The following is a 14,855-nucleotide window of genomic DNA, read 5'->3' on the forward strand; positions in this document are numbered from 1 at the left end:
TGTAAGGTAAAGGATTCAACATGCCAGCAACAGCCCACGATATTGCCTACGCAACGGTTCGTCAAAGCATAGATAAACTCATCGACAACCTGGTAAATATTACCGATGAAACCGGCGAGTTTCTGTTAAAACTGGAAGACGGTCGGGTTATCGATACCAAAGGCTGGAACGACTGGGAATGGACCCATGGCGTTGGTTTATACGGCCTTTTGAAGTACTGGGATATCACCGGTGACGACAAGGCCCGCGAGATCATTGAAGAATGGTTCAAGAACCGTTTCGCAGAAGGTACTCCAACCAAAAATGTGAACACCATGTCGCCGTTTTTAACCCTGGCTTACATGCAGGAACGCAGCGGTAACCGCAGCTATTTGCCGTACCTTGACGTGTGGGCGGAGTGGATCATGGACGGTATTCCGCGTACCGAAGAAAACGGTATTCAACATATCGTGTTCAACTCTGAAAATTATCAGCAAATGTGGGATGACACGCTAATGATGAGCGTGCTGCCTCTGGCTAAAATTGGCTTGTTGTTAGACCGCCCTCACTATGTTGAAGAAGCTAAACGCCAGTTCATGCTGCACATCAAATACCTGGCCGATCGCAAAACGGGCCTGTGGTTCCATGGCTGGACCTTCGATGGCCGCCATAACTTCGCCGACGCTTTGTGGGCGCGAGGTAACTGCTGGGTCACTATCGCTATCCCTGAATTTATTGAATTGCTGGATCTGCCAGAGACAGATGGTCTGCGTATGTTCCTGATTGAAACACTGGAAGCCCAGGTTAAAGCGTTGGTGGAAACGCAGCACGAGGGCGGCCTTTGGCACACATTGCTGGACGACCCGGACTCGTATCTGGAGGCGTCAGCGGCAGCCGGTTTTGCCTACGGCATTTTGAAAGCGGTTCGCAAGGGCTACATCAGCGACGAATACGCCCCATGTGCCATCAAAGCCATTAAAGCGGTATTGGAAAACATCGACGAAACCGGTGAATTACAGCAGGTGTCATTTGGTACTCCGGTATTTGATGATCTGCAGGGTTACCGCGATATTCCGCTGACTTCCATGCCGTATGGCCAGTCCATGGCGATCCTCGCCCTGGTTGAATTTATGAACGCCTACATTTAAAGACCGATCAGGGAGGAGCAGTCATGACCCGACGTCAGCTTAAACCGGTAAACTACGTAGCCTATGGCCTGAATGATATTTTGGGCGCCGGCTCAATGGCGGTAATCAGTGGGTGGATTTTATTCTTCTACACCACGTTTTGTGGCTTGTCAGCTGTACAGGCTGCGTCGATCTTTGCCATTGCTCGAATTTTAGATGCCGTTGCCAGCCCGTTGATTGGCCATATCTCAGATGGTCTGGGCAGCACTAAAATCGGTCGTAAATTCGGACGTCGCCGGGTCTTTTTGATTGGCTCCATTCCCCTGTTGCCCAGCTTTGCCCTGATGTGGGTAAGTGGGCAGGAATATTGGTATTACCTGGTCACTTACGTGTTCTTTGAACTGGTGTATGCGTCGGTAATTATCCCTTACGAAACCCTTGCGGCTGAAATGACCGATGACTACAAGCAAAAAGCCAAACTGGCGGGTGCGCGTATTCTTACCGGTCAAATCTCTGCGATTTTCGCCGGTATCCTGCCAAGCTGGATTGTCACGGTAGTGGGCGGTAAAGAGTCTGCTGAAACTTTCCTGATCATGGGTTCTATATTCTCTGCTGTGTTTATGCTGGTGGTCTTCACCGTGTGGTTCTTCACCTGGGAACGCGATATTAGCGAACTCAGTGAAGAAGAGGTCAAACGCGACGACAACTGGTCAGTGGCAGGCACACTGAAAACCCTGTTTAAAAATCTGTCCTCTACGCTGCGTATTCGCGCTTTCCGACTGCATTTAGGCATGTATCTGGGAGGCTATATCAGCCAGGACGTGTTTAACGCTGTCTTCACTTACTTTGTTGTCTTCGCCATAGGTGGTTCGGTTGTGATTGCGTCTGAGATGATGGCGATCACCTATATCGCCCAGCTAGTCGCTGTTGCTGCGGCTATTCCTCTGGTAATGCGCTTTGGTCCGGCATCTATGTATCGCATTGCCATTTTGCTTTATATCGCCGGTATTATCGCGCTACTCACCTTGTACCTGACCACAGAAAGCTTCAGCGCACTGTGGCTGGCTGTAGGTGTCATTGTGGCCGGACTGGGCCGTGGTGCACTTAACTATATTCCCTGGAATACCTACAACTACATGGCGGATGTTGACCAAATCGTAACGGCGCGTCGTCGTGAAGGTAGCTTCGCCGGTGTAATGACCTTTATTCGTAAGGCCACACAAGCGGTTGCGGTTATGTCTGTGGGTATCATTCTGGAGGCCGGAGGCTTTGTTTCAGGGGCAGATGTACAGGACCCGCAGGCTATCACCACCATTATGGTCATGTTGGTAGCAGGTCCGTTGGTAGTGCTGCTATTCGGATTCTACGTGTCGACCAAGTTTAAGCTGAACAAAGAAACTCATGAAGTACTGATGACCGAGATTGAACGCTTTAAGTGTGGTCAGGAAACACCGCCAACGGCTGAACACAAAGCCATTGTTGAAGATCTCTCAGGTTGGTCTTACGACCAGCTGTGGGGCAAAAACCCGGTGGGCCGTTAAGATGAAGCCAGCACGTATGAAGTATTCCTGGTTGGCTGCGCTGGTAGCAGGAGTTGCACTGGCAGGTTGCCAGCCAGCGGCTGAAACGACTGTTGCTTCCACGGTTACCGCGGAAAAAGCCACACTGGAAGGCGAAACGACGCCTATTCCCAAAGACTGGGTTGACCCTGATACCGGGCATCGCATTGTGCGCCTGTCAGAAGAGCCGGGCTCTCGTTCACTGTATTTTCACCAGAACGCCTATACGGCGGAAGGCGATAAAATGGTGATCTCGGTAGACAACCCTCGCGGTGTGGCCGTGGTGGATTTAACCGACCTGTCAGTAAGGCGTATTTATGAGCACCCGGATGCAGGCATTCTGTTTGTAGGTAAACGAACCCGCAGTGTCTACCTGACCCAAATTGCCCGTCAAAACGGCGAAGTGGTGCACCCTAAAAATGAGTTACAGACGCCAACGCAGTTGTTGCGCGTGAGTCTGGATACCGGCGAAGTCACTGAGTTGGGGGCCATTCCAAAAGGCAAAATTCACTCTATCAATAGTGATGAAACATTACTGATTGGGGCATTTGCAGAACAAGCCTACAACATGGAGGCGGGCCCACGCGACAGCCGTTTTGAAGCCCGCTACGAAGCCGTAGGCCCTGATGGTAAGCCGCTGACCTTTGCTGAGGCAAAAGAAGTGCGTATCAACGAGCGCCTGGAAGCCCGTATTCCCATGGAAATGTTTACCTTTAACATTGAAACCGGTGAGCAGAAAACCATTCACAAAGCCACAGACTGGCTGAATCATATTCAGTTTTCGCCCAATGATCCGGAACAAATCATGTATTGCCATGAAGGGCCCTGGCACAAAGTTGATCGCATCTGGACTATTCGCGCAGATGGTACGGGTCAGCAAAAAGTCCATCACCGCAGCATGAATATGGAAATTGCCGGGCACGAGTTTTTTGATGCCAGCGGCGAGCGTATTTTTTATGACTTACAAACCCCTCGCGGTGAAGTGTTCTGGCTGGCGAGTTACGACCTGAAAACCGGTGAGCGCGTTTGGCGTCATATGCCCCGCGATTATTGGTCGGTGCACTTTAATATTTCACCAGATGGCAGCGTATTTGCCGGTGACGGTGGCGATCATGAAATGGTCGCCCGCGCTGAAGACGGTAAGTGGATTTACCTGTTTCGCGATGAACCTATCAACGATGTTGCGGGCATTAGTGCGCCCAATGCCGCGGAGTTAATTAAGCCTGCGGTGTTAAAAGCAGAGCGCTTGGTGAATATGCAGCAGCACGATTATCGATTAGAGCCCAATGTCACCTTTACGCCAGATGGAAAATGGGTGGTATTCCGTTCGAATATGCATGGGCCGGTACACGTGTACGCGGTAGAAGTTGGCGTGGCAAATTAAGTTTCACATTTGAACATTATTGCCGGTTTTGGCGTGTTCAATAGCGGTTTTCTTGCTTCACATTTGGAGCAGCGACCACACTATCACCACTCACAATACGGTAAAGAAAGGAGTGTGCATCAATGAGTAAGCCAGACTTTGGTTTAGTCGACAAGGTAGCCCTGGTAACAGGAGCCAGCCGAGGTATTGGACAAGCATTAGCGATGGGACTGGCAGCCGCCGGTGCCAAAGTAGTATGTGCAGCCAGCCGTGTTGGAGGGTGTCAGGAAACAGTGAGTAAGATTGAGCAGGCAGGTGGCACTGCAACCGAGTTGGCAGCTGATTTGTCAGACGCCAGTGCAGTGGTTGCCCTGGCTGAACAGGCACAAGCGGCCTTTGGTGAGATTGATATTTTGGTAAACAACGGCGGCACAATATACCGTAGCCCGGCCGTAGAGTATCCGCTGGAAGCCTGGCAAAACGTATTACAGGTAAACCTGGATGCGACCTTCATTTTATGCCAGCAAATTGGCAAATCCATGGTCGCGCGCCAGCAAGGAAAGATCATCAATATTGCGTCTATGCTGAGTTACAGCGGCGGTATTACCGTACCGGCTTACACAGCCAGTAAACACGCAGTAGCAGGACTCACCAAGGCGTTGGCGAATGAGTGGGGACAGCACAATGTGCAGGTCAACGCGATTGCGCCGGGCTATATCCGAACCGACAACACCCAGGCCCTGCAGGACGATCCTGAGCGTAGCACGGAGATTCTGAAGCGAATCCCGGCCGCACGTTGGGGAGAGACTGCGGATTTGCAAGGGGCTGCTGTATTCCTGGCAAGCAGTGCAAGTAATTACATCAATGGCCATATTCTCGCCGTAGACGGCGGATTCCTGGCCCGATAAACCATTTGAGGAACCGACATTATGTCAAACAAAACTGAGTACGAAGTCAGGTATGCAGTAGGACAGCGTGAAGTAAAAGGCTATGACACCACTGAACTACGCGATACCTTTCTGGCCGACAAACTCATGCAGCCAGGTAAAGTGTATTGGATCTACAGTCACTATGAGCGTTTTATGGTAGGCAGTGCCGTACCTACAGACAGCCCGCTGGCGCTGGAAACACTGGATGCATTGAAAGCTGAACATTTCCTGGATCGTCGCGAGCTGGGTATCATTAACGTGGGTGGCGACGGCACCGTGGTAGCCGATGGCGAAGAGTTTGCGTTAGCTGCTGAAGAAGCCTTGTATCTGGCAAAAGGCAATAAGTCAGTCACGTTTTACTCCAATGACCCGGCTAAGCCTGCGAAGTTCTACCTGAACTCGGCACCGGCACATCATGCCTTTACCAATAAAAAGATTGGTCGTGAAGACGCTAAGGTCCTTCACCTGGGCAGTCAGGAAACCTCTAACGAGCGTGATATAAACCAGCTGATGATCAACACCGTGGTTGAAACCTGTCAGCTGCAAATGGGCCTGACCCGTCTGAATCCGGGCAGTGTGTGGAACACCATGCCGGCTCACCAGCACGATCGTCGCAATGAAGTATACTTTTACTTTGACTTAGATGACGGTCAGGCGGTGTGTCACTTTATGGGTGAGCCTCAAGAGACCCGTCATATCTTTGTACAAAACGAGCAGGCAGTGCTGTCTCCGCCGTGGTCAATCCACTGTGGTGTGGGCACGTCGAACTACGCATTTATTTGGGGAATGGCCGGGGAAAACCTGGACTATGGCGACATGGATAGCTTCCCGCCGAATGAATTGCGATAGTGAAACTGTTAAAAATATAATACAATATTAACAATTGTGTAACCCTGGAAGTGATTATGGAACGTTACCTGATACCGAGTGTTAACCATGCCTGTCAGATTTTCCGCTTGCTGGCCAACAGCGAAAACGGAATGACAATGCATGACCTGGAAGTGGCACTGGATTTACCGCGTACAACGCTTTTCAGGCTATTGCGAACCCTGTGTAACGAGCAAATGCTGGAAAAGCGTGGAAAGCGTTACTACTGTGGTACCGACCTCATGAAACTGGGGTTACACATTATTAATTCTGATCGTATGCACCAGCTTGCGATCCCTCACATTCAGCGCCTGGCGTTGAAAAGTGGCCATACTGCTCACCTCGCTGTACCCAACAATGGCAGTATTTTAATTGTAGAAGTCGTCGACAGCCCTAACCCCCTGATGGTGTCAAAGCGACCAGGCGTGCAGGCACAACTGCACTGCTCCGCCGGCGGTAAAGTGTTCCTGGCTTTCCTGTATTACGACAATCTTGAATTGTTATTGCAGGAACACCCAATGGAAAAACACACTGAGTACACCATTACCGACATTGATGATTTACGCGAAGAGCTCAAGCGGGTTGAAGCGCTTGGGTACGCAGTAGACGAGCGCGAATACAATAAAGATGTGCGTTGTCTTGCGGTGCCGGTTCGCGACAATCGCGGTGTGGTGGTGGCGTCCGTGGGAGTAACTGCGCCCGCAGTGACCTTCCCTAAATCACAAATTCCGGTGGTTGCTGAGTTTGCGAAAGAGGCTGCTCGCGGCATTTATCGCGATACCTATCAGCTCAAAGAAAGTCGACTGAAAGCCTAAGCGGAAACCCGTTATGCCAAGTTGTTTAATCATTGGTGAGTGCATGGTAGAGCTCTCGCCACTGGATGCGAATACCCTGAATAAACGCTTTGCCGGTGATACCTTTAATACCGCGGTGTATTTGAAGCGTAATCTGCCCGACTGTGTGGTGACCTATGTCACTGCGGTGGGTGCCGATGCCTTGAGTCAGCAAATGCTCGATGTCATGCAACTGGAAGGACTGGATACCCGCTATGTGGCAAAGAGTCAGACGCATACGGTTGGTATGTATCTGGTGACTACCGATGCCAGTGGTGAACGCAGCTTTGCTTACTGGCGCAATAATTCTGCAGCCCGTAACGTGATGGCGTTGGTGACACTGCCGGAAACCTGTTTTGATGTAGTGTATGTATCGGGGATCACGGTTGCGATTCTGGATGTGACGCAACGCGAGCAATTGTTAAGGGCGTTAGCGAGTTATCGGGAACGTGGGGCGACTATCGTGTTTGACCCAAATTACCGCCCGTTATTGTGGTCATCGAGACAGGAAGCAAGGGACTGGACTACGCGGTTTTACGCTGCCTGTGACATTGCGTTCCCCGGGGGTGACGACCATGCAGCACTCTATTTGCACAAAGACGAAGGCGCGATTGTTGGTTTTCTGCAGTCAATGAATATAGGCGAAATTGTACTGAAGCGCGGCGCAGACAATGTTGAGATTTACCGCAATAACGAGCACGTCAGTGTAGCAGTCACGCCGGTGCAAACCGTGGTAGATACCACCTCGGCAGGTGATGCGTTTATTGGTGGGTATCTGGCGGCAAAGCTGGCGGGTTTCACGAGTGCCGATGCGGCTGCAATGGGCGCTGAAGTGGCCGGTGTGGTAATCGGCGCAAAGGGCGCCATTGTGCCGGCCGACTATTATCAATCCCGTCTGGCAAACCGCACTCACCGCAATGCGCTGGGGGAAGTGTTACCTGTAGAGTAACCGTTCAGGCTTGCTGAGCGAGAGTAGACATACGCTCTCCCGGGCGCAATAGCTTAAGCTCAGCTAAAAACGCAGGTACCTCGTCGGTGTTTTCTGCCGGTGCCCATTGAGCAAAATCCTTATCATCACTGATTTCGTATGGGCCTTGCTTCACTTCTACAAACGTCACTGGCGCATGACACACTGTGGCGTGCCAGGTATTCGGTGGAATTTCGACGCCGAAACAATCGCTATTCGGGCTCAACGCTATACGTTCAGTGAGTTCGCCCTGCTCATCAAAAAATAGCAGCTCTAACATGCCGTCGATTACCAGAAAGAATTCCCATTTGGTTGGCTGGCTGTGACGGTGCGGGCGCACATAGGAGTCTGGCAGCATACTGACAAACAGTCTCTGAACAGGTTGTTGGTAATCAGAATGAATATTCTTGTGTGCTCGGCGGCGCGGGCTGGCTTCTGCCTGGGCCCGCATTTCGGCGATCATTTCCTGATCAAAGCGTTGAACTGTCACTGTCTGCCTCCTTGGCATCGGCGTGCAAAATGTCCTTCTCCAAATGCTGTGCGATTTCTGGCCACACTAACGCAATAATATCGCGGCGCAGTGCCGATGCTTCTTCCGAATACTTCAGGCTACCGCCGTCGCCACTGTCCAGCCAGTGATTGTCGCGTAGTGCGCTAATGAAGCTCGACAGTACGTTTTTGTCGTAAAATTCCGGTGAGTGCATGCCATAGAGTTTAGACAACCGCTCAGCAACGGTTTTACTCTCGCGTTCCAGTTCGCCCCGGCTAATGACCTTTTCGCGTTTAAGTAGTGTGAGCACCACCGCATAACGCTGGAAAGTTTCCTGCATGCAGCGGCTTAACAACCAGCTTGAGTGGAAATGATCGCTGTTGGCATCGGGCGGCGTTAAATAGCGGCCGCGTTGCACCAGCATACCGGACTGTTTAAACGCATCAATGAGTGTTGAAGTGTAAGCCAGGGCTTCGTCTTGCGAGAAATGCAGAAACAGCTCGCGCTGCAGCAATGGGTAAAGCGCAGCCATTAATTGAAGAATAGCTGTTCTTTCCATTTTTTGGTTCGCGAAGACAGCGGTCATGATCACGCCGGGTAGTGCAAACAAATGAATAATGTTGTTGCGGTAGTAAGTCAGGTATACCGCGTTACCCGGCTGGGGACCAATTAGCGTGCCATAGCTGTCTTCAGTGACCTGCAAACGGTCGAGTTTTAAGGTATTGGCGAGCAGGGCTGTAGCGTCTTCTTCCGGCAAGGTTGCATCGCTGCTGTACGGTGCGTTGGCAAACAGCGTCAGGTAGTCCCGCATGGCTTGTTCCAGCTCTTGTTTGCTCATAGTCTGGGTTTTTGAGGCCAGTAAGCATAGCGCCGTCAGTGTCATCCCGTTAATCGCCGCAGCGCTGTTGATCCGGGTCATTAATTCTGAGGCCAAGCCATTTACGGTAGGGGTTAACCAGGCTGGCTTTTTGTCCGGGTTATCCAGCTGGCTTTTACGCCATTCCGGGGCCTGGGAGTCCAGAAACTGAGTCAGGCTCAGGGGCTCCCCAAAGTTCACAAAGCCGTGGCCGTAGTTTTTCAGCTTACGGATGGCTGAAAACACCTGCAGGTTGGATTCTTTCTTCTTAGAGCTACCTTTTAATTCATTCAGATAACTCTTCACTTCCATGACGTTTTCGTAGCCGATATACACAGGTACCAGACTAACCGGGCGGTTTACGCCTTTTACCGCGGCCTGAATGGTCATGGCCAGCATGCCGGTTTTAGGCGGGATCAACCGACCCGTTCGGCTACGACCGCCTTCCGGGTAGTATTTCACGGCATAGCCTTTTTTAAACAGCAATTCCAAATATTCACGGAAGACGGCTGTGTAGAGTTTGTTGCCGGCAAAGCTGCGTCGTAAAAAGAATGCGCCGCCGCGACGGAAAATCCCGCCAACCGGCCAGAAGTTCAGGTTGATACCTGCCGCAATGTGCGGTGTCACCAACCCTTCGTGATAAATCACGTAAGTCAGTAGCAAATAATCCATGTGGCTGCGGTGACACGGCACGTAAATGATTTCGTGGCCATTATTCGCTAGCTCCCGAATACGATTGGCGTGGCCGACGTTAATCCCGTTGTATATCTTATTCCAGATACGGGTGAGCAGGCGGTCACCAAAACGAATTAAGCCTTCTCGGTAATCCGCGGCAATTTCCTGTACGTAGCCACTGGCCAGTGACTTTGATTGGTCGGCAGACAGGTTTTTACTGCGACACTCTTCAGCCATCGCTCGCTTAACGCTTTCTGAACCCAGTATGGCGTTGTTCAGCTGCTGACGGTCCAGCAGGGTCGGCCCGGTCATCGACTGTCGCTTGCGTTGGAAATGCGTGCTGGCGACGCGAACCAGTTTGTGGGCGACGGATTCGTCACTGCCATGCTGATTCGCCATAACACGAGAGGACACGGCTTTGCTGTAGCTGATAAAGTTGTCGCGACCCAAAAACAGTACGATGAAGAACTTTCTGAACCAGCTCGGGGCAGCGACATGCGTGATCAGGTCGGCAAAGCCCGGTTTGCCTTTGTCTGGCGCACGGCCCCAGGACACAAACACTGGCACTACCTGAACGTCTATCTCGTCGTGTTCCCGGTGTATATGAAACAATTCAGCAAACACATGCTCGATGTCCGTTTCTTTGGCGTGCTTGCGGAACAAAGGATCTGTGCGGCGCAAAAATAAACTGGCGGGGTAGTCCTTGCCAGCAAGCGTGACTTGCCCCATTGGATTGGGCAGCCCTAATTTTTCCGCCGACATTTGCAGCGCCAACTGATCGGTAATGGAATTCGTTGGCAGTAAATAAATGATTGGCCGTGATTTGTCTATGCCCAGCTCCGCTTCAACATTGGCGGGGGTACTTTTTGTGCTAACCAGCCATTTTACCGGTAAGCGAAACACGTTAAGCAAAGCCTGACGCATCCAAGACATGAACAATTAATCCTGTGCAATAAAAAACCGAATTATTGTATCACGAATTCATTCGGCAATGCGCCACCGGTTCGCTTACCGGTCAGGCGGGCATTTGAACTGTAAGCCCTGTGCTCAACAGGCAGCTGGATCACCACGTGGGCAGAGTGCAGTGAAGAACGGGCTGATGGATTTTTGAACTAATTTATTGATTTATTTGACTATGATGAAGGGGCTCGATAACAATGACGCCTTGCTTTAAGTGGTCCGCCCACTAAGGGCAGCGTGTTAACAGGCGCCAGTTTGACTAACAAGGAGGTGTATCCAGAAGACGTTAATTTCAATTTTCTCGGAGCAGGACTGCCCGATATGCTTAATTTTTGGATTTAAAAAAGTAGTAATGGACCAACAATGAAAAAATATATCCCACTCTTACTCTGCGCAATCAGCTTCCATACAATGGCCCTCGGCGGGTTTGAGTCATTGACAGAAACCCAACAGAACGTCACTAAGTCAATTGTAAATCAGCTGGGTGTGGACGACCCGGATAACACCATCAAAAAAGAAATTTACGACACGTCTTCCTGGGCGTTTGATGGCCAGTGGGGCTCTTACTGGACAGGTTTGAATGAGCTGGCTTCTTCGAAGTACAAAGATGGCAAAGAGAAAGGCGTCATTGAGATCTCGTTGAACAATGCGAAAAGCGGCACTATTTTTCTGACCTACGTCTATAAACCAGAGGCGCGTCAAATTGTGATCTTCCAAAAGCAGATCCGCCATGGCAGCAAAAAGCTTCTGTTAGATGAGTTTGCCAAACGCAAGGCAGACAAAGAAAAATATGAATTGCGTCACGAGGAAGACAACTACGGTTTGCTACAGGAAACAGGCAAGGTAGAGTTTGAGTTTTACCATGTCTCAGGTGATACAGGGTCACTGGTGTATTCAAACCAGCGAATCATCAACTTGTAAAGCGATTCAAACAAGTGGGTGCGGGTTGTGTGAGCCGGCACCGCTTATCTTTCTTTACTAAAAGCTAACTTTAGCGATGAAGGGGCGGCGCGCGAACGCTATCTGTCAGGAGTCAGTGTAGCGAAATGTCATGGCGCCGGATATGCTTACCAGGGCTGTTGCCGTTGTACCCCACATCCAGTCAATCAGCGTAATGGGCATTGGCCAGTCGGCGATAATTGAATAGCAGGTAAGGTTGTACGCCCCGTAAGCCGCGGCCCCTAGTACTGCACCACGAACAAAAGCGGTCAAGCGGTAACGCTGGCTAGGGATCACTGCCAGATACAGAATGGCGCCGCAATACCCCAAGTAAAACAGCACCCATGGCCAGACTATAAACTGGTCTCTCAGCAGGCCAGATAAGCTATACGTATACAGGTTTTTTGCAACCAAACCGAGCCAAATTCCATCTAAAACAGCAAAGGTCAGTAACATTACGCCATACGCCATTAAAAAGCGCTGAGAAGGCTTGTTCATCCAACATTCCTTATTTGAGCCGAGGCAAGATTGTGTAGAAAGTATTCACTGAGTGAATTGACTGGCAAATCTTTATCAGAATATAGCCAAAATACCTGATTATTGGGAGATTTTAAACGGTTAGTGTCGTTGAATGTTCGGTAAATGTAAATTATTATCGTTCCTGTTTTTGTCTGGTGAGTCAAGGTGTGTATGGCTGGTGTAAGTAAACTACGCGCTCTCCGATTTTGAGCTGGCACCAGTTGGCCAGTGTTACCGATGTACATCACGCCACCACCGTATTGTGTTCACAGGTCTATAGAGAATTTATGACTACAACGATTATCATATCCAGCGCGCTCACCGTGCTGGCGTGCTATGCCATTTATCTTGGTTGGGCAACACAAAATCGGCGCTTGTCTTATGTGGGCTGGGCGGGAGTACTGCTTAGTATCGTGACCTGGTGTTTAGCGTTAGGTGTCGAGTTTGGCGTGCTGATTGGATTGTCTTTACCCGCCATCGCAGTGTGGATTGGCATTGCCCGGCATGCTAAGTCTGAAAAAGTAAAATCAGTGATCATCAAGCCGCAACATATATGGCGCTGGCAGGGCAAGACCGTTGTACAGCAAGTCTGGCACATACTGTTTGTACTGCTAATCCAACTGTTTGCATTCAGTGTGATTGTGGTTGCAGCGAAGTATCAACTGCCGGTCTCGGAGCCCAAGCAAATGGCAACGGGGGCTATTTTGTTGCCGTTGGTTTGGGGCGTCTTTGCGTATTGGTACATGATGTCTGAACGCAAAGTTTGGCATGTGGTTGCGCTGGTTGCCTCGGCAACGATTGCCGGACTGTATTTATTTGGAGTAACCCATGGCTAAATCCCCTGTCTCGCAAAGTCTGAGTAAACGTTCGCTGGCTTCTCATGCCTGGTTGGGGTTGGTAGTCAGCGGGTTTATGTACCTGATCTGTTTGTCTGGCACCATTGCCGTGCTGCACCTTGAATTTGAACGTTGGGAGCAGCCGTATGTTGAAGAGACCACTGCGTTTTCAATTGAACAAGTAGAAAAAGCCTACACGCAGTTTACCGAGCAGTATGACAATGACACGCATCACTACTACTTTGTGTTCCCCGGCTCAGGTATTCCCCGGTTAGTAATGGAGGACGACAACAACGCACACTTTGTGGATGCGGAAGGGAATTTGGGGGCAAAAGAATCGGTAACCTGGACCCGCATGCTGGGCGACCTGCATATGTTTCTGCACTTGCCCATGTCGTTTGGCATGATTGTAGTGAGTGCCTTTGGCGCATTGCTGTGCGCACTCATTGTGTCTGGCCTGTTGGCGCATCCGCGTATTGTAAAAGATGCATTTCGTTTCAGAGCCGGCGGTGATGGCCTGAAAAGCAATATTGATTTACACAACCGACTGAGTGTTTGGGGTACGCCTTTTCACCTAATGATTGCCATAACGGGTGCGTACTTCGGCTTAGCCGGCATTTTGGTAACTATTATTTCCCAGGCATTTTACGGCGGGGATGATCAGGCGGTTTACGACAAGGTATTTGCCCCCGAGCCCGTACTGGAACAAGCGGTTGTTCGGCCTGAAATTGGCAAAGCAATGACGGACTTGTTTACCCGGATTGACCCGGAAAATCTGATTTTTTTCACGATCCACGAACCAGATTCGCCCCAACAGTTCATTGAGTTTTACGTGAGGACCCCCGCTCATTTCACGTATTCTGAAAATTACCGCTATAACGCGTCAGGCGAATTTCTGGAAACCGCAGGCTATGTAGGAGGCGATGGTGGCAAGCAGATCCTATGGTCTGTATACCGGCTTCATTTCGGTGATTTTCTTGGCATGCCAGGTAAAGTCCTGTTTGTTGTGCTGGGTATGATGCTCACCATTATTTCAGCAACCGGTATGAATATTTGGCTGAAAAAGCGCAAAACACAGGATGCCCTGAACCGCCTCTGGCCCGGATTAGTGTGGGGAACACCGAGTGCACTGGTTGTCAGTGCTATAGGGTATTTCGCCTTTGGGTTGTCGCCAACAGCGTGTTTCTGGGTCGCGTTATTGGGGATCACGCTGGCAGCGCTGAAAGCCACAACCCAGGAGCAGGTTGTAGGTAAATTGAAGTACGTCTTTACCCTTGTGACTGGTGCCTTCTTCATTGTGTACTTTGTTGAGTTCGGCAGTGCAGCGCTGAGCTTTGCGGCACTGCAAATTAACGTGCCTTTGTTACTTGTTGCGATTTGGGCTGGTTATTCAGGGATGCGCACGCAAATAAGTCCTGCCACAGCCCAAACATAGCGAAAAAATCATTGGGTAAGCCGCACTTCAATCCAGTTATTATGACTGATACACTTTTCTGCAATGCAGAGACAGGGACGTTGATATGTACATTGTGATGTTTGAATTTGTGGTAAAGCGAGGTAAAACCGAAGCATTTCTGGCGGCATGGCCAAAAGTAACCCAGGGGATTTACCTGTTTAAGGGGAGTCTGGGTTCACGGCTGCATAAATCCGATGAGGGCAAGTGGATTGCTTACGCACAATGGCCCAGTAAGCAAGTCTACGAACAGGCTGCCAGTATCACTATGAGTGAAGATTACGAAGCGCAGCGTGCAGCGATGCATGACGCCCTGAATCTGGAGGAAACAAAGACCCTCTATCAAATGGACGTTGAGGTCGATTACCTTCAGCGCAGACCTTTCGCCGTAGCATAGCCACAAAATAACCGGCAAATTTGCTGAATCGGCGCTACAATTCAAAGCGCTGATACAGTGAAACTCAACATAACCAGGCAAGGATGTCATACCTTATTTGCAGTGG

Annotated in this window: 14 protein-coding genes; 11 read left to right on the top strand and 3 right to left on the bottom strand. The window is 50.3% G+C overall.

Annotation, left to right across the window (positions count from 1 at the left end; translation table 11 throughout):
- The first annotated feature begins 20 nt into the window (after nucleotides 1-20).
- The 7 genes from bglB to AC4MRN_RS00105 all read left to right on the top strand — a co-directional run bounded on the left by bglB (nucleotide 21) and on the right by AC4MRN_RS00105 (nucleotide 7,606).
- Nucleotides 21-1,127 (top strand): beta-galactosidase BglB, encoded by a 1,107-nt coding sequence (gene bglB, locus AC4MRN_RS00075; protein WP_073318134.1) that lies wholly within the window; start codon nucleotides 21-23, stop codon nucleotides 1,125-1,127.
- Between the two features lie 23 nt (nucleotides 1,128-1,150).
- Complete coding sequence (locus AC4MRN_RS00080) at nucleotides 1,151-2,647, top strand: MFS transporter (RefSeq protein ID WP_073318131.1); 1,497 nt, start codon at nucleotides 1,151-1,153, stop codon at nucleotides 2,645-2,647.
- 1 nt (nucleotide 2,648) lies between these two features.
- On the top strand, nucleotides 2,649-4,049 hold the full coding sequence (locus AC4MRN_RS00085; RefSeq protein ID WP_491202151.1) for an oligogalacturonate lyase family protein: 1,401 nt from the start codon (nucleotides 2,649-2,651) through the stop codon (nucleotides 4,047-4,049).
- A gap of 122 nt (nucleotides 4,050-4,171) precedes the next feature.
- Complete coding sequence (kduD, locus tag AC4MRN_RS00090) at nucleotides 4,172-4,936, top strand: 2-dehydro-3-deoxy-D-gluconate 5-dehydrogenase KduD (protein ID WP_073318128.1); 765 nt, start codon at nucleotides 4,172-4,174, stop codon at nucleotides 4,934-4,936.
- A 21-nt stretch (nucleotides 4,937-4,957) separates the two neighbouring features.
- Entirely contained in the window at nucleotides 4,958-5,806 is an 849-nt protein-coding gene (gene kduI / locus AC4MRN_RS00095) for a 5-dehydro-4-deoxy-D-glucuronate isomerase (protein ID WP_073318125.1), read from the top strand.
- Nucleotides 5,807-5,862: 56 nt separating this feature from the next.
- Nucleotides 5,863-6,639: an IclR family transcriptional regulator gene (locus tag AC4MRN_RS00100; protein WP_073318121.1), complete on the top strand. Its 777-nt coding sequence runs from the start codon at nucleotides 5,863-5,865 to the stop codon at nucleotides 6,637-6,639.
- Between the two features lie 13 nt (nucleotides 6,640-6,652).
- Nucleotides 6,653-7,606: a sugar kinase gene (locus tag AC4MRN_RS00105; protein WP_491202152.1), complete on the top strand. Its 954-nt coding sequence runs from the start codon at nucleotides 6,653-6,655 to the stop codon at nucleotides 7,604-7,606.
- A gap of 4 nt (nucleotides 7,607-7,610) precedes the next feature.
- Here AC4MRN_RS00105 and AC4MRN_RS00110 read toward each other — a convergent pair whose 3' ends face one another.
- Together AC4MRN_RS00110 and plsB are read right to left on the bottom strand one after the other, a co-directional pair.
- A complete protein-coding gene (locus AC4MRN_RS00110; RefSeq protein WP_370241757.1) occupies nucleotides 7,611-8,114 on the bottom strand; it encodes a WbuC family cupin fold metalloprotein in 504 nt (167 codons plus the stop codon).
- Nucleotides 8,095-10,578 (bottom strand): glycerol-3-phosphate 1-O-acyltransferase PlsB, encoded by a 2,484-nt coding sequence (plsB, locus tag AC4MRN_RS00115; RefSeq protein ID WP_491202153.1) that lies wholly within the window; start codon nucleotides 10,576-10,578, stop codon nucleotides 8,095-8,097. Before plsB ends, AC4MRN_RS00110 begins: the two co-directional genes overlap by 20 nt.
- Before the next feature lie 390 nt (nucleotides 10,579-10,968).
- Between plsB and AC4MRN_RS00120 the strand changes: the two genes are divergently transcribed.
- Entirely contained in the window at nucleotides 10,969-11,526 is a 558-nt protein-coding gene (locus AC4MRN_RS00120) for a hypothetical protein (RefSeq protein WP_073318111.1), read from the top strand.
- Nucleotides 11,527-11,631: 105 nt separating this feature from the next.
- On the opposite strand, the gene AC4MRN_RS00125 is transcribed toward AC4MRN_RS00120, so the two are convergent.
- Nucleotides 11,632-12,042: a DUF2177 family protein gene (locus tag AC4MRN_RS00125; protein WP_073318109.1), complete on the bottom strand. Its 411-nt coding sequence runs from the start codon at nucleotides 12,040-12,042 to the stop codon at nucleotides 11,632-11,634.
- 308 nt (nucleotides 12,043-12,350) lie between these two features.
- On the opposite strand from AC4MRN_RS00125, the gene AC4MRN_RS00130 reads away from it, so the two are divergent.
- The 3 genes from AC4MRN_RS00130 (at nucleotide 12,351) to AC4MRN_RS00140 (ending at nucleotide 14,749) form a co-directional block, all read left to right on the top strand.
- The gene (locus tag AC4MRN_RS00130; RefSeq protein ID WP_491202154.1) at nucleotides 12,351-12,899 is read left to right on the top strand and encodes a hypothetical protein; all 549 of its coding nucleotides are present in this window, start codon (nucleotides 12,351-12,353) and stop codon (nucleotides 12,897-12,899) included.
- A complete protein-coding gene (locus tag AC4MRN_RS00135) occupies nucleotides 12,892-14,334 on the top strand; it encodes a PepSY-associated TM helix domain-containing protein (RefSeq protein WP_491202155.1) in 1,443 nt (480 codons plus the stop codon). The genes AC4MRN_RS00130 and AC4MRN_RS00135 overlap by 8 nt, the downstream gene beginning before the upstream one ends.
- 85 nt (nucleotides 14,335-14,419) lie before the next feature.
- Complete coding sequence (locus tag AC4MRN_RS00140; protein WP_491202156.1) at nucleotides 14,420-14,749, top strand: antibiotic biosynthesis monooxygenase family protein; 330 nt, start codon at nucleotides 14,420-14,422, stop codon at nucleotides 14,747-14,749.
- Nucleotides 14,750-14,855: the final 106 nt, after the last annotated feature.

The sequence above is a fragment of the Marisediminitalea sp. genome, from assembly GCF_984433645.1.

Excerpts from the sequence above, each read along its gene's own strand:
- bglB (WP_073318134.1), top strand. The coding sequence starts at position 21 with ATGCCAGCAACAGCCCACGATATTGCCTACGCAACGGTTCGTCAAAGC.
- AC4MRN_RS00080 (WP_073318131.1), top strand. The coding sequence starts at position 1,151 with ATGACCCGACGTCAGCTTAAACCGGTAAACTACGTAGCCTATGGCCTG.
- AC4MRN_RS00085 (WP_491202151.1), top strand. The coding sequence starts at position 2,649 with ATGAAGCCAGCACGTATGAAGTATTCCTGGTTGGCTGCGCTGGTAGCA.
- kduD (WP_073318128.1), top strand. The coding sequence starts at position 4,172 with ATGAGTAAGCCAGACTTTGGTTTAGTCGACAAGGTAGCCCTGGTAACA.
- kduI (WP_073318125.1), top strand. The coding sequence starts at position 4,958 with ATGTCAAACAAAACTGAGTACGAAGTCAGGTATGCAGTAGGACAGCGT.
- AC4MRN_RS00100 (WP_073318121.1), top strand. The coding sequence starts at position 5,863 with ATGGAACGTTACCTGATACCGAGTGTTAACCATGCCTGTCAGATTTTC.
- AC4MRN_RS00105 (WP_491202152.1), top strand. The coding sequence starts at position 6,653 with ATGCCAAGTTGTTTAATCATTGGTGAGTGCATGGTAGAGCTCTCGCCA.
- plsB (WP_491202153.1), bottom strand. The coding sequence starts at position 10,578 with ATGTCTTGGATGCGTCAGGCTTTGCTTAACGTGTTTCGCTTACCGGTA.
- AC4MRN_RS00120 (WP_073318111.1), top strand. The coding sequence starts at position 10,969 with ATGAAAAAATATATCCCACTCTTACTCTGCGCAATCAGCTTCCATACA.
- AC4MRN_RS00125 (WP_073318109.1), bottom strand. The coding sequence starts at position 12,042 with ATGAACAAGCCTTCTCAGCGCTTTTTAATGGCGTATGGCGTAATGTTA.
- AC4MRN_RS00130 (WP_491202154.1), top strand. The coding sequence starts at position 12,351 with ATGACTACAACGATTATCATATCCAGCGCGCTCACCGTGCTGGCGTGC.
- AC4MRN_RS00135 (WP_491202155.1), top strand. The coding sequence starts at position 12,892 with ATGGCTAAATCCCCTGTCTCGCAAAGTCTGAGTAAACGTTCGCTGGCT.
- AC4MRN_RS00140 (WP_491202156.1), top strand. The coding sequence starts at position 14,420 with ATGTACATTGTGATGTTTGAATTTGTGGTAAAGCGAGGTAAAACCGAA.